Origin of the sequence: Ferrimonas gelatinilytica (assembly GCF_039544205.1) — a bacterium.
Classification (GTDB): domain Bacteria; phylum Pseudomonadota; class Gammaproteobacteria; order Enterobacterales; family Shewanellaceae; genus Ferrimonas; species Ferrimonas gelatinilytica.
In genome coordinates, this window is record NZ_BAABLF010000013.1 from 127,307 (window position 1) to 141,039 (window position 13,733).

Here is a 13,733-nt window from a genome sequence, read left to right on the forward strand (position 1 = left end):
CGGCGTCGGAACGGTCATCGGATCCGTCATTAACAAACAAACGCCCCGCAGTGCGGGGCGTTTTTTCGATCGCGGTAAAGCTTGTGGGTTAACTTCAGTTCAGCGGACAGCCCATCTCGTTTTGATAGGCGAAGCCGTTTTTCAGGGACTCGACGTTGCCATTGACGCCCTGAACGGCACTGATCACCTCGTGGGCGCTGTACTTGTAGCTGACGTCACCGCTGGACGCGTTGAGCAGTGCGGCCACGGCGTGACGGCCCAGCGCTTTATACTGGCCGCCTCCTTGCTGCAGTACCTCCAGCAGGGTCATGTCGCCAAAGAGATCCGAACCGAAGGCTGTAGAAAATAAATCATCGGGTCCATACATAACCCAGCTGTCGAAGTGGTGGGGTTGCTTCCAGTAACCTGGGGTGCAGCCCTGCCCTCCCCGCTCAATGGTGGCGGCCTTGACCAGGTAGTCGTTATTGTCCTCCTCCGCGTTACTCGCATTGAAGGGGCGCAGCACCAGGTAGGGGGCGTCGGCCCCCCCGAGCGCGGCCACATCCAGGGTGACTTCAACGCTGCCGCCTTCGTACTGGAAGTCGAGGAGCAGGGTCAGACCGCCGTCATTGGGATTGTCATTGGTGTCCCACCAGAGCTGGCCCGCTTCGGGCACGCTACTGCCATCGTTGTCATCCAGGGAGGAGAGTTCGACCGATACCCAGCGGGTGTCAGCGGGGCGCCCAAGATAGATGAACTCTTCTGTGGCCTGGTTGGACAGCTCGTTTATATCGCCGCCGCCATCGGGGCCGGGGCAGTCGCCGCCGTTATCGGCCACTTCGACCGGGCTGCACACCCCGAAGCCACGATCCCCCTCCTGGTTGCGCCGGTAGAGGTTGGCGGGCTCGAAGTTGCCGGAAACAGGGTCTTGGTACATGCCGATGGCGGTGATGCCGCTGTTGGCATCGGTGAAGGTGGTGGAGCCGAGGTTGCCCGGAGTGCCCTCATTGAAGTTGGCGGTGGCGGCGAGGGTCAGTGGGGTGACTAGGGCGGCGGTGATCGCTAAGGCGGTCGGTAGAGGCTTGCATGAGTACTTCATAACTTCACTCTCTTTTGGGCTTTCTACGTGACGAGGATCGTCAACAACAGATCGAGAAAAACACGAAAAAAGTGTAGTTAAGCCGTTAGGAAGACGTTGAGTTTTCCCTCCCCGTTTCACTCCTTGCCCCCATGGTTTCGGGCTTGACAGAATCGGAGCCGTCACCGAGGTTTGAGCTATCCCACGGAGCAGGAGGAGCGGTCAATGAGAGCGAAGAGTCAGGCAATGATGGCAATGGATCCTGAGACAGAACAGAAAGAGGCGGCACAAGGGCTCCAGCCGGGTCGAGCCGTTCGTGAAAGCAGGCCACGTGGATCGTCCTCGGGCCGGGTTTGGCGGCTGGGTTTGATTGCGACGCTGTTTTTCGGCCTGACCGCGGTGCCGGCCCAGGCGAACAAGCCGGAGTGGGCAGGGAAGGGCAAACCACCCACCCAGGAGCAGAAGGAGGCCCATAAGGAAGCGATGCGAAGCAAGCGGGGCAATGAGGTGGAAAAGCTTGAACCTGAGCCACGACCAACGCTGCGAGAGCGGCTGGATGAGCGCACTAAAGAGGCGGAGCGGGAAGCGGACAGGCGAGCCCGTGACACCCATGATAGTCGGGAGATGACGGGCAGGGAAACCCGCAGCCGGGAGCGGCTGGAGCAGCGCACAGAAGAGACGGAGCGGGAAGCGGATAGGCGGGCCCGTGACACCCATGATAGCCGTGAGATGATGGGCCGGGAGACCCACAGCCGGGAAGTTCGAGGGGCGGAAGTGGGCAAGGGGACCCGTTAGGACTGTTTAGAACCAAGCACGGAACCGGTCCCAATCGGCCCCCATTCGGGGGCCGAACTCATCTCCGGTGAGCACCTAAATGGCTGTTCCTCAATACGCTCCACTTTCGTGAATGCTCAGGCTCCGTGAGTTTTACTCCGGCTCTTAGGAACTAGGGCCCAGAACCGAGTTCCCAAGAGCTTGGTGCTCCACTGCATCAGGTTACCTTCGCGAACGGCAGGGTGTAGCACAATTCGGAACAGGTATTTAGGGTGCCTGGTTGTCGAGCATATCCAGGATCCCGGCGGCGGCCCGTCGGCCCTCGTCGATGGCGGTGACCACCAGATCGGAGCCGCGCACCATATCTCCGCCGGCAAACACCTTGGGGTGGCTGGTTTGAAAGGCGAAGCGGCCGTGCTGGGGCGCGCGGATCAAGCCCCACTCGTCGGTCAGGATCCCAAATTCACCGAGCCAGGCCGGAGGGCTGGGCTGGAAGCCGAAGGCGATCAGCACCGCGTCCGCGGCCAGCACGTGCTCGGAACCTTCGATAGGCTGGGGCCGGCGGCGGCCGTTCTCATCCGGTTCGCCGAGTGCGGTTTCCACGCACTTGAGTCCCACCACCTGCCCCTCAGGGCCGGTCTCGATCGCCAGGGGCATGCGGTTGAATAGGAACTCCACCCCCTCCTCCCGGGCGTTTTGCACCTCGCGGCGCGAACCGGGCATGTTGGCCTCGTCCCGGCGGTAGGCACACTGTACGGACGCCGCGCCCTGGCGCACCGAGGTGCGGACACAGTCCATGGCGGTATCCCCGCCCCCCAGAACCACGACCCGCTTACCCTTGAGATCGATGTAGGGGGTGTCACAGTCGTACCCTTCGAGCTTGGCGGTGTTGGCGATCAGGAAGGGCAGGGCCTGGTGCACGCCCTGGGCGGACTCGCCGGGCAGGTTGCCCTGCATCGACTTGTAGGTCCCCATGCCGAGGAAGACGGCATCGTGTTCCGCCAGTAGTTGGTCGAAGGGCAGATCTTTGCCGATCTCCACCCCCAGTTTGAAGGTGATCCCCATCTTCTCAAACAGGACTCGACGCTTGCGCACCACGGATTTTTCCAACTTGAAGGCGGGGATCCCGAAGGTGAGCAGGCCACCGATCTCCGGATGGCGATCATACACCGTCACCCTGGCACCGTTGCGGCGCAGGATGTCTGCACAGCCCAGTCCCGCCGGGCCGGCACCCACGATGGCCACGTGCTCAGGACGCTCGGTGACCTGGGAAAGATCCGGGCTCCAGCCCATCTCAATGGCGGCATCGGTGATGTATTTCTCCACTGAGCCGATGGTTACGGCGCCGAAGTCGTCGTTGAGCGTACAGGCACCTTCGCAGAGGCGATCCTGAGGGCAGACCCGGCCACACATCTCCGGCAGGGTGTTGGTCTGGTGGGCCAACTCCGCCGCTTCGATGATGCGCCCCTGTTTGGCCAGCCGCAGCCAGTCGGGAATGTAGTTGTGCAGCGGGCACTTCCACTCGCAGTAGGGGTTGCCGCAGTCGATACAGCGATCGGACTGGGCCGCGGCCTCCTCCTGGGCGTAGGGCTGGTAGATCTCCACGAAGGCGTCCTTGCGCCGGGGCAGGGCCTCCTTGTTGGGATCCTGGCGTGCTACGTCGAGAAATTGAAAGTCGTTATTCATGATGTTGTCCTTACCCCGCCTGCACTTTCAGTTCATTGCTCTGCTGGATGGAGAGCAGCTCGCCCAACTGGGTGGACTTGGGTTTGACCAGCTTGAAGCGCGGCAGCCAGTGAGTCAGATCCTCAAGGATGTCGGCGGCCCGCTCGGACCCGGTGGCGTCGTAGTGGGCCTGCAGCAGCTGCTTGAGGTGATGCTGGATCATCGGCTCCGAGACCGGCAGGGTCTCCACCAGCTCGCCGTTGATGCGCCGCTCGAAGTCGTTGTGCTGATCGAATACGTAGGCGAAGCCGCCGGTCATACCGGCGCCGAAGTTGACCCCGGTCTCCCCGAGGATCACCACCACGCCCCCGGTCATGTATTCACAGCCGTTGTCGCCACAGCCCTCGATAACCGCCACCGCACCGGAGTTGCGCACGGCGAAGCGTTCACCGGCCTGGCCTGAGGCATAGAGCTTGCCGCCAGTGGCGCCGTAGAGGCAGGTGTTACCGATGATCACCGACTCATGACTGTCGTAGGCCACGCCCGAAGGGGTCTTAATCACCAGCTCACCGCCGGTCATCCCCTTGCCAACGTAATCGTTGGCGTCCCCGGAGAGCACCAGCTTGACGCCGCCGACATTGAAGACGCCGAAGCTTTGTCCGGCGGTGCCGCTGAACTGAAACTCCAGGGTCTGTTCCGCCATCCCCTGGTTGCCCCAGCGTTGGGCTATCTCGCCGCACAGGGTGGCACCGACGGAGCGGTCGGTGTTGAAGATGGGCAACTGCCAGCAACCGTTGCTGCGGCTATCCACGCACTCCTTGGCCAGTGCCAGCATCTCCTGGTTCAGCGCCCCCTTGTCCAGGGGGCGGTTGAGCTCGGTGTTGTAGCGCTCGGTATGCTCCGAGGGCACCGCCTCCGCCAACACCGGAGAGAGGTCCAGCTTGCCCTGTCGGGCGGTCTGCCCCGGCAGCTGTGCCAGCCACTGGCTGCGGCCGATAAGATCGTCGAACTGGCTGACCCCCAGCCGGGCCATCAGTTCGCGCACATCCTCGGCGATGAAGCGGAAGAAGGCCATCACCTTCTCCGGTGTGCCGTGGTAGTGCTGCTCCCGCAGTCGCTTGTCCTGGGTGGCGACCCCGGTGGCACAGTTGTTGAGGTGGCAGATCCTCAGGTATTTGCAGCCCAGGGCGATCATCGGCGCGGTGCCGAAGCCGAAGCTCTCCGCCCCCAGCAGGGCGGCTTTGACCACGTCCAGGCCGGTCTTGAGGCCGCCGTCCACCTGCAGTCGCACCTTGTGGCGCAGGTTGTTGGCCACTAGTGCCTGCTGCACCTCCGCCAGGCCCAACTCCCAGGGGGAGCCGGCGTAGTGGATGGAGGTGAGTGGCGAGGCGCCGGTACCGCCGTCGTAACCGGAGACGGTGATCATGTCCGCGTTGGCCTTGGCTACGCCACAGGCGATGGTGCCGATCCCCGGCTCCGAGACCAGCTTGACGCTGATCCTGGCCTTGGGGTTGACCTGCTTGAGATCGAAGATCAGCTGGGCCAGATCCTCGATGGAGTAGATGTCGTGGTGCGGGGGCGGGGAGATCAGCGTGATACCCGGGCGGCTGAAGCGCAGGGTGGCAATTTCCGCAGAGACCTTGTGGCCGGGGAGCTGGCCCCCCTCGCCGGGCTTGGCCCCCTGGGCCACCTTGATCTGGATGACGTCGGCACTCATCAGGTAGGCCGCGGTGACGCCGAAGCGGCCGGAGGCCACCTGCTTGATGCGGGAGTTGCCAAGGGTGGTGAAGCGGCGCGGATCCTCGCCCCCTTCGCCGGAGTTGGAGTGGCCCCCCAGTTGGTTCATCGCCACCGCCAGCGCCTCGTGGGCTTCCGGCCCCAGGGCACCGATGGACATGGCGGCGGTGTCGAAGCGCCAGAACAGCTTATCGCTCCCCTCGGTGTCGGCTACCTCGATGGCCTCCTGCCCCGGGGTCAGGCCGATCAGGTCCCGCAGGGTGGCGGTGGGGCGCTGATCCACCAGGATGCGGTAGCGCTGGTAGGCCTCGGCGTCGTTGTGATTGACCGCCTGCTGCAGCGCCTGAACCACATCCGGGTTGAAGCAGTGGTACTCGCCGTCATGGACAAACTTGAGCAGGCCGCCGTGGGCCAGGGGCTGATGGCGGCGGAAGGCAGCCTGGTGCAGCCGGGCCTGGTCCGCCTCGATGTCGGTAAAGTCCGCGCCCTGGATGCGGGAGGCGACGCCGTTAAAGCACAGCGCCACCACCTCGTCCGCCAGGCCCACCGCCTCGAACAGTCGGGCACAGCGGTAGCTGGCGATGGTGGCGATCCCCATCTTGGAGAGGATCTTCATCAGTCCTTTGTCGATGCCGTCGCGGTACTTGAGGGTCAGCTCCTTGATTCGGTGAGCTTCGCCGCGCTTGGGCGCCAGGGTATGGATGCACTCGTAGGCCAGGTAGGGGTAGATGGCGGTGGCACCGAAGCCGAGCAAAACGGCAAAGTGGTGGGGGTCCCGGGCAGTGCCGGTTTCCACCACGATGTTGGTGTCACAGCGCAGTTGGTGTTTCACCAGGGTGTGCTGCACCGCACCGACTGCCATGGCGGCGGGGATCAGCAGCTTCTCCTGGCTCAGGGGCCGGTCGGACAGCACCACCATGGTAGCGCCGTTCTGGGCTTCCACCCGGGCCTGGCGGCAGATCCGCTCGATGGCGGCCTGCAGCCCCTCGCTGGGCTCGTAGCTGAGATCGATCCGGGCCCAGCTGTAGTGTTCATCGTCCAGCGCCAGCAACTGGTGGAAATCGGAGTAGAGCAGCACCGGGGAGTCGAACATCACCCGGTGGGCCAGTCCGGTGGTCTCGTTGAAGGGGTTCTTCTCCTTCCCGATGCAGGTGGCCAGGCTCATCACATGTTTTTCCCGCAGCGGATCGATGGGCGGGTTGGTGACCTGGGCAAACTGCTGGCGGAAGAAGTCGTAGAGGCTGCGCACCTTGGTGGAGAGCACCGCCATCGGCGTGTCGTCGCCCATGGAGCCCACCGCTTCAGCCCCGCCGTTGGCCAGGGGCCAGATGATCTCACGCAACTCCTCGCGGGAGATGTTGAACATCTTCTGGTAACGCAGCAGCTCATCGGCGTCCATCTCCGCCTGGCCGGCGGCCTCCAGCGGCAGTTCGGCGCCGGGCTTGAGCCGGGTAGTGCTGACCTTCATCCATTCGCCGTAGGGATGACGGTTTTTCAGGTCTTCATCGATCTCGAAGGAGGTGAGCAGCTTGCCGGTGTAGGTGTCCAGCACCAGCAGTTCACCGGGGCCCACCCGGCCCTTCTCCACCACTTCGTCCGGCTGGTAATCCCAGATCCCCACTTCCGAGGCCAGGGTCAGGATGCGGTCCTTGGTGATGACGTAGCGGGAGGGGCGCAGGCCGTTGCGATCCACGGCACAGGCGGCATGGCGACCATTGGTCAGCACCACCCCGGCGGGGCCATCCCAGGGCTCCATGTGCATGGAGTTGAAGTCGTAGAACGCCTTGAGGTCATTATCCATGTCCGGGTTGGATTGCCAGGCCGGCGGGATCAGCAGGCGCATCGCCCGTTTGATGTCCATGCCGCCGGCGAGCAGCAGCTCCAGCATATTGTCCAGGCTGGAGGAGTCGGAACCGGACTGGTTAACGAAGGGCGCCGCTTCCTGTAGATCCGGAATGAGCGGGGTGCGGAACTTGTACTGGCGCGCCTCGGCCCATTGGCGGTTGCCGGCGATGGTGTTGATCTCGCCATTGTGGGCTAGGTAGCGAAACGGCTGGGCCAGCTGCCACCGTGGCTGGGTATTGGTAGAAAAACGCTGATGAAACAGGCAGATGGAGCTTTCCATCCGCAGATCGGCGAGGTCGGGATAGAAGGCGGGAAGGTCCCGCGGCAGCATCAGGCCCTTGTAGACGATGATTCGACCGGAGAGGGAGGAGATGTAGAAGTCGGGATCGTCCGCCAGTCGCTTCTCCGTGCGCCGGCGTGCCATGTAGAGGCGGCGCTCCAGATCCTTGCTGCGCCAGCCCACCGGGGCGTTCACGAACACCTGCCAGAAGGTGGGGGCATCGGCGGCGGCGATGGGGCCGAGGATCCCCATGTTGACCGGCACTTCGCGCCAGCCCAGCACCGTGAGGGTCTCCTCGTTGAGCTGCTTCTGCATCTCCGCCTTGACCGCCGCCTGGCGGACAGGATCGTGCCCCATCATTACCATGCCGACAGCGTACTTGTTGGCCAGGCGCCAGCCGTTCTCCTCGGCGATGTGCTGGAAGAAGCCGTCCGGTTTGGTCATCAGCAGGCCACAACCGTCGCCGGTTTTGCCGTCTGCGCCGATGGCGCCCCGGTGTTGAAGGCGATCCAGGGCGCTGATCGCAGTGCGAACCACCCGGTGACTGCTCTCGCCTTCCATGTGGGCGATCAGTCCAAACCCGCAGTTTTCCTTTTCAAAACCCGGTTGATACAGGCTCATAGTCATCCTCCAGCCGCTGCACCGGCCTTAACTTCACGGTGCAGATACATAATTATGCAGCAGAACATTGTAAATTAATGGTCCGGCGAAATCCGGTCAACGGCGTACTTCCGGGCTGAATGGGCATGAATTCATACGATTAGAAGATGTAAGACGAAGTGTGCATTTCATCTTGATTCGGAGATGGGAAAGAAAAACTGCTAAATTACGGCCCCTTGCCGCATAAATAGCAGGTCTCTTCATGCTGGTTCAGAGCAAATCGCCACCCCCGTCGCGTTACCGGGTCAAACCTGGCCTTCCTGTTCATGGTTCCAAAAGGCCATTTTTATTGGCTGATAAGGCCGGCTTATCGGCCGACGTGATCCGGATCGGCGCAGGGCCCGGCCTGGATCTGGTAAAGTTGCGCGTTTTTTCATCACCGGGTCAGGCCCGGGCAACCGGGAGTCATGCCATGGGGCTGAATCAGCACGTCCATACCCTGGGCGAATATATGAAGGCGCGGTACGGCGAGAAGATCCATAAGCTGACCATCGATGCCGCCTTCACCTGTCCCAACCGGGATGGCAGCCTGGGAAGGGGCGGTTGCACCTTCTGCAATGTGACCTCCTTCAGTGCCGAGCACGGCACCGATGCCAGCGTGGCGCAGCAGTTGGCCGAAGGGAAGCTGCGTCGCGATAAAGGCCGGAGCAAGCCGGGTAAGCCCAAGCGCTACATGGCCTATTTCCAGGCCTACACCTCTACCTACGACGAGTACGCGGTGCTCAAGCGCAAGTACGAGGAGGCGCTGCAGGTATCGGACATCGTCGGGATCTGCGTGGGCACCCGCCCGGACTGTGTTCCGGACGAGGTGCTGGCGCTGCTGGCCGGGTATCAGCGCCAGGGGATGGAGGTGTGGCTGGAGCTGGGGCTGCAGAGCGCCCGCAGTGACACCCTGAAAAAGATTAACCGGGGCCATGAGTTCGAGGCCTACGCGGATACCGTTCGCCGTGCCCGCCTCTACGGCATCAAGATCTGCACTCACCTGATCCTGGGGCTACCCGGTGAGACGCCGGAACAGGTGCATCAGACCCTGGACCAGGTGTTGGCGGTCGGAGTCGACGGTCTAAAGTTGCATCCGCTGCATGTGGTGCAAAACAGCACCATGGCCAGGCAGTACGAAGCCGGGCGCCTGCCCCTGTGGACGATGGAGCGCTACGTGAAAACCTGTGGTGAACTTATCCGCCGGACTCCCCGGGAGGTGGTGTATCACCGGGTCAGTGCCTACGCCAAGCCCCCGGAGCTGATCGCCCCGGATTGGTGTGGTGACAAGTGGCTGGCGCTCAATGCCATTATCGAAGACCTGCGGGTCAATGGCGGGCAGGGTTCCGCCCTGTAGTCGTACTTAGCGCGGTGCGGTTCGCGCTTGCGCGCGGGTTTGTGTCGGGCAGCCATCGGTGGCTGCCCCTTTTGCCTCTTTGCGGGGGCCGCATCTTCCGTCGTAGGTTAGTGGCAAGCTTGCGCGGCCCAAGGTGAGTAGGGCGGCTGGCGTTTTGGGTTTCTCGTGGGTGTTAATTTCGGTGGGCGGCTGGTACCGCGGGCGTTTTGTGTTGCTTTAAGTGGATTTGCCGGGCCGCTCCCGGCAACTCCGCTACGCGCAGAGGAGAAATGTCTGCGGCGCAGCCGCCCCCTCTCATTTAACGCCCGAACGGGTAAGAAGGGAGGGAGAGCCACTGAGGGGATCGCCCTCTCAGTAAAACTTGGGGTCGTCCTTCGAGGGGCGGGTCTTGAAGCGTCGATGCAGCCACATGTACTGCTCCGGGCGTTTGCGGACCAGTTGCTCGGTAACCTTGTTACAGCGTTGAGTATCCGCGATCTCATCCCCGGTGGGAAAACCCTCCAGCGCGGGCAGCATCTCGATGGTATAGCCGGAATGGTCGGCGTTGCGCTCGACGAAGAAGGGAACGACTTTGGCGCGTCCCAACTTGGCCAGGGTGGTGGCACCGGCCGGGGTGGAGGCGGGGATACCGAAAAAGTCCACGAAGACACTGCCACGGCGTCCGCCATCCTGGTCCTGTGTGTACCAAAGCATCTCGCCCTGACGCAGGGCCTTGACCATCTGTCGAACTTCACGCTTGGGGATCAGCCCCTTGTTACTGCGCAACCGGCCGCGTACCTGCAGGTACTCCATCAATTTATTGTTGTGGGGCCGGTAGACGCCAACGCCGCCATGGAACTGGCCCAGCACCCGGGCACCGGGTTCCAGCATCAGGCAGTGGGCCGCAAGCAGCAGCACGCCTTGCCCCTCGGAGACTGGATTAGCCACGTTCTCCTGGCCCCGGATGGTCATATGACGCTGGATCCGGGCGTCGCTCCACCACCAGGCGTTGGCGGTATCAAACAGGGCCATGCCGGTCTCTTCGAAATTTTTTACCAGCAGGGTTTCCCGCTCCGCTGAGCTCATCTCGGGGAAGCAGGCTTCCAGGTTGCAGCGGGCGACGGCGGCCCGCTTGGGGGAGAGCTTCATCAGGGTGCGGCCGAGAAAGGCGCCGAGGGCAAACTGGGTGCTCAGCGGCAGCAGGATCAGGAGTCTCATGACGCCGACGCCAAACCAAGTCGGCCAGTATTTGGGGTGAAGCAGTTGGCGATCAAACTGGGCGGATTCTTGCATGGATGAGCTCTTGACGGTTGTGGCTGGCGGTAGAATGAAGATCAGCACCATACTCTGCTCAGGCCCGAGTGGCAATTCCGGTGGCGGATGTTTGCCGCTGGGTGTCACCCCTTTGATGTTGGCTGATAAACTCAGCCCAACAGTCGGTGACGAGGGTGACAGGTTGGTCAAAGTCGGCCCTGAGGGGGTAGCTATGCTTAGTGGGGTGAGGGGGCAGTCAATGAACGCGCGCCATCAGCGTCGTTATCGCCGGCTGTTCCAAGGCGCGTTACCCTTGTTGATGGTGCTGACGCTGTTGATGAGTGTGCCCGCTGTGGCGGCACCGCCCCATCAGCTCTGCCGGACCGATCAGCTGGAGCGCTGCACCCGCGAACTCCCTCTGTCGTGGCGCGAGGCGCTAAGTACCCTTGCATCCTCGACCGCGCTTCCGGGCAAGGAGCGGGGGTCGCCCACCCTTCCCAACCTGCTGCGGCGGCTGCTTGATGGGCAGGGAGGGATGACCCTGCTGCTGGCGGAGGAAGCGTTGATCCTGCTGAACCCGGAGGTGCTCAAACGCACCCACCTGGTGTTGCTGGATGCCCACCTCTATGAGCAACCCTCCCTTCGCAGTTTCCGCTCCACCTACTATCACGAGGTGGGCCATGTGGCGACTCGCCACTCCCCCTGGCTCGAGCAGCTACAGCGTTCGGACTGGCCCGGACACTGGCCGGAGGAGGTGCTGGCGGATCTCTACCTCTATTGGCGCCTGCTGCGGGAGGGGGCCGAGGAGGAGGAACTGTGGGCCCAGTTGCACCTTCGCAATATCGGGCTGATACAGGCGAGGCCGGATTGGGCCCACTGGAGCACCCCGGTTCTGATGCCGTTGCTGTGCCGGTTCGAGGAGGTGAGGGTCTGGTCTGACTGGCCGTTTCCGGCCTTTCTCAACGCGGCGCTTGCGGACACCGACTGGCCCCTGTCCGCCTACCGGGGGCTGGGGGATCGTCAGTTTGCCCTGACTGCTCCCGCCATCCATCAGTCCTACCTGTTCGCTGATCACCGGGAGCGCTGGGCCGCCCTGCTGGCACCGACGTTGGCGTGGCTGGGCGTCGACGTGCCGGCTTACCTGAGTCGTCACCAACTGCCGCTGGTCCCGGATAGCTGTGCCATGGAGCTTTCCCAATAATTGGCCAAATGGGCGAACCGCTCGGATGCAGTAGTCTTCAACTTATTGATATTTAAGCTGAGGTGATTTGGCTTGAATGTTGCGTTCACTTGATTCTGGCGGTTTAACACGAACGCCTCACCCTTGACAGTGAGCAGGGGGCCGACGATGTTGAGCTGAATTTGGAACAGAGGAGCGGGATTATGACGTCTTGGGCGTTGGTGGCTGTGGTGGCCATCGTGATGGTGTGCCTGGTGGAGATGGTGAAACATCGTCATCGAGGCTTGGGCAGAAAAGAGAAGGTGGAGCTGGAGAGTCGACTCGCTCAGCTGGAAAGTGACAACCAAATCCTGCAGGAGCGGGTCGCGGTACTGGAGAGGATCGTGACCGACAGGGGCTTCGATCTGGATCAACAGATCCGCGACCTGGGCTAGACGCTTTCCGCATCACACCAGCGTGGTCACCAGGATCCCACCGCCGAGCAGCAGGAACAGGGCGCCGCATACCCCGTCAATGTAGGGGGCGGCCCGGGCAATGCGCCGCTGCAGACGCTGGCCGGTCAGCAGCCAGGCCAGGGCGGAGAACCAGCCCAGGGAAAGTGTCCACAGGAGCAGGACAGCCGCCCCTTTACTCCATACCGGGGTGGCAGGGGGTACCAGTGAGGTCAGCAGGCTGAGAAAAAATACCAGCGCCTTGGGGTTGAGCAGGTTGGTGGTAAATCCCTTGAGCAGCGCCTGCCGGGCAGAGGGCAGCAGTGGCGCAGGGTTCCCCTGTGGCGCAGTCAGGTTCTGCGCTGAGGTTGGTGTCTTGGCGCGTTGGCCCCAAAACCCCTTGAGTGCACCTATTCCCAAATAGAGCAGGTAGCTGCCCCCGGCCAGTCGCAGCAGCGTCGACAACAGGGGCTGTTGCTGGATCAGCAGGCTGACTCCGGTCAGGGCCAGGGTGGCGTGCAGCAGGATCGCCAGCGATATCCCCATCGCAATTGCCAGGCCGATGCGGCGGCCATGGCGGCTGGCATTCTGTACCACCAGGGCAAAGTCCGGGCCGGGACTGGCCAAGGCGACCAGGTGCACGGTGCCCAGGGTGATTAAAAAGGTCAATTCATTCATTCGTAGGACAGTACCCTTGTTCGTCCATGAGCTAGGATTCATCGAGTCATCGATGGGGCGGGCCAGGAGAAAGGGTAACATGGCGCGAGCAAGAGCGGACAGCCAAGGGGCTGGGATGACCTTCGACGTTAAGTTTCTCTGTCGAGGCCTGTTCGCGGTGTTCGGCATTTTACTGCTGGCCTCCCTTCTGGCCCAGACGCAACTGGTCGACGAAAACCATCGCTACATCATTCGCCTGGCAAACCTGTTCTATTTCGGTGGCGAGAACAACTTTCCCACCGCCTTCTCCTCTTTCCTGCTGCTGTTTTCCGCTGGCCTCTTTCTCCTGTTCGGCAGGCTGGAGTACCGGGAGCAGGGGTACTGGAATCTTCTGGGCTTCATCTTCGCCTGCCTGGCGATGGATGAAGCGTTCGAGTTTCATGAGAGTCTGACCTCGCCGATGCAGAAGCTGCTGGGCCCCGGCGATCTCGGTATTTTCCATTATGCCTGGGTGATCCCCGGCGCCCTGGCCGTTCTCCTGTTGGCCTCAGTGCTGTTTCGCTTCTGGTGGCGACAGGAGCGGTTGCGATGGTCGCTGCTGCTGGCGGCCGTGGTTTTCCTTTCCGGCGCCTTGGGCGTCGAAGCGCTGGGGGGGCGTTACATGGAGCAGCATGGCGCGATGGATCACAGTTACCGCTTGATGACACAGGTGGAGGAGTCCCTGGAGATGTTGGGAGTGTTGTTATTGATCCGCACCCTGCTGAGCCACCTGGCGAAATATCATGGCACCCTGACGCTTCAGTTGATCTGCTCAGGGAAATCGGAAGGTGCGGAGTTATTTCGGTGAGGGGTCTCAGCGAAGTGCTCGGCTTTTGAGG

Annotated in this window: 10 protein-coding genes; 5 read left to right on the forward strand and 5 right to left on the reverse strand. The window is 62.4% G+C overall.

Annotated features, from left to right (window positions below; genetic code table 11):
• Window positions 1–94: 94 nt before the first annotated feature.
• Complete coding sequence (locus ABD997_RS10580) at window positions 95–1,078, reverse strand: hypothetical protein (protein WP_345316983.1); 984 nt, start codon at window positions 1,076–1,078, stop codon at window positions 95–97.
• Between the two features lie 204 nt (window positions 1,079–1,282).
• On the opposite strand from ABD997_RS10580, the gene ABD997_RS10585 reads away from it, so the two are divergent.
• Window positions 1,283–1,852, forward strand: coding sequence for a hypothetical protein (locus ABD997_RS10585; protein WP_345316984.1), 570 nt, complete (start codon window positions 1,283–1,285; stop codon window positions 1,850–1,852).
• Window positions 1,853–2,098: 246 nt separating this feature from the next.
• On the opposite strand, the gene ABD997_RS10590 is transcribed toward ABD997_RS10585, so the two are convergent.
• Together ABD997_RS10590 and gltB are read right to left on the reverse strand one after the other, a co-directional pair.
• Window positions 2,099–3,517 carry an FAD-dependent oxidoreductase gene (locus tag ABD997_RS10590; protein WP_345316985.1) on the reverse strand — a complete coding sequence of 473 codons (1,419 nt, stop codon included), beginning with the start codon at window positions 3,515–3,517 and terminating at the stop codon, window positions 2,099–2,101.
• A 10-nt stretch (window positions 3,518–3,527) separates the two neighbouring features.
• Window positions 3,528–7,979: a glutamate synthase large subunit gene (gltB, locus tag ABD997_RS10595; RefSeq protein WP_345316986.1), complete on the reverse strand. Its 4,452-nt coding sequence runs from the start codon at window positions 7,977–7,979 to the stop codon at window positions 3,528–3,530.
• A 451-nt stretch (window positions 7,980–8,430) separates the two neighbouring features.
• Here gltB and mnmL point away from each other — a divergent pair, with 451 nt between their 5' ends.
• A complete protein-coding gene (mnmL, locus tag ABD997_RS10600) occupies window positions 8,431–9,354 on the forward strand; it encodes a tRNA modification radical SAM protein MnmL/YtqA (RefSeq protein ID WP_345317094.1) in 924 nt (307 codons plus the stop codon).
• 351 nt (window positions 9,355–9,705) lie between these two features.
• On the opposite strand, the gene lpxL is transcribed toward mnmL, so the two are convergent.
• Window positions 9,706–10,626, reverse strand: coding sequence for an LpxL/LpxP family Kdo(2)-lipid IV(A) lauroyl/palmitoleoyl acyltransferase (gene lpxL / locus ABD997_RS10605; RefSeq protein ID WP_345316987.1), 921 nt, complete (start codon window positions 10,624–10,626; stop codon window positions 9,706–9,708).
• A 220-nt stretch (window positions 10,627–10,846) separates the two neighbouring features.
• Here lpxL and ABD997_RS10610 point away from each other — a divergent pair, with 220 nt between their 5' ends.
• Together ABD997_RS10610 and ABD997_RS10615 are read left to right on the forward strand one after the other, a co-directional pair.
• Window positions 10,847–11,788 (forward strand): hypothetical protein, encoded by a 942-nt coding sequence (locus ABD997_RS10610; protein WP_345316988.1) that lies wholly within the window; start codon window positions 10,847–10,849, stop codon window positions 11,786–11,788.
• A gap of 182 nt (window positions 11,789–11,970) precedes the next feature.
• Window positions 11,971–12,201: a hypothetical protein gene (locus tag ABD997_RS10615; RefSeq protein ID WP_345316989.1), complete on the forward strand. Its 231-nt coding sequence runs from the start codon at window positions 11,971–11,973 to the stop codon at window positions 12,199–12,201.
• A gap of 12 nt (window positions 12,202–12,213) precedes the next feature.
• On the opposite strand, the gene ABD997_RS10620 is transcribed toward ABD997_RS10615, so the two are convergent.
• Window positions 12,214–12,876: a LysE family translocator gene (locus tag ABD997_RS10620; protein WP_345316990.1), complete on the reverse strand. Its 663-nt coding sequence runs from the start codon at window positions 12,874–12,876 to the stop codon at window positions 12,214–12,216.
• 79 nt (window positions 12,877–12,955) lie between these two features.
• Here ABD997_RS10620 and ABD997_RS10625 point away from each other — a divergent pair, with 79 nt between their 5' ends.
• Window positions 12,956–13,702 carry a hypothetical protein gene (locus ABD997_RS10625; RefSeq protein ID WP_345316991.1) on the forward strand — a complete coding sequence of 249 codons (747 nt, stop codon included), beginning with the start codon at window positions 12,956–12,958 and terminating at the stop codon, window positions 13,700–13,702.
• Window positions 13,703–13,733: the final 31 nt, after the last annotated feature.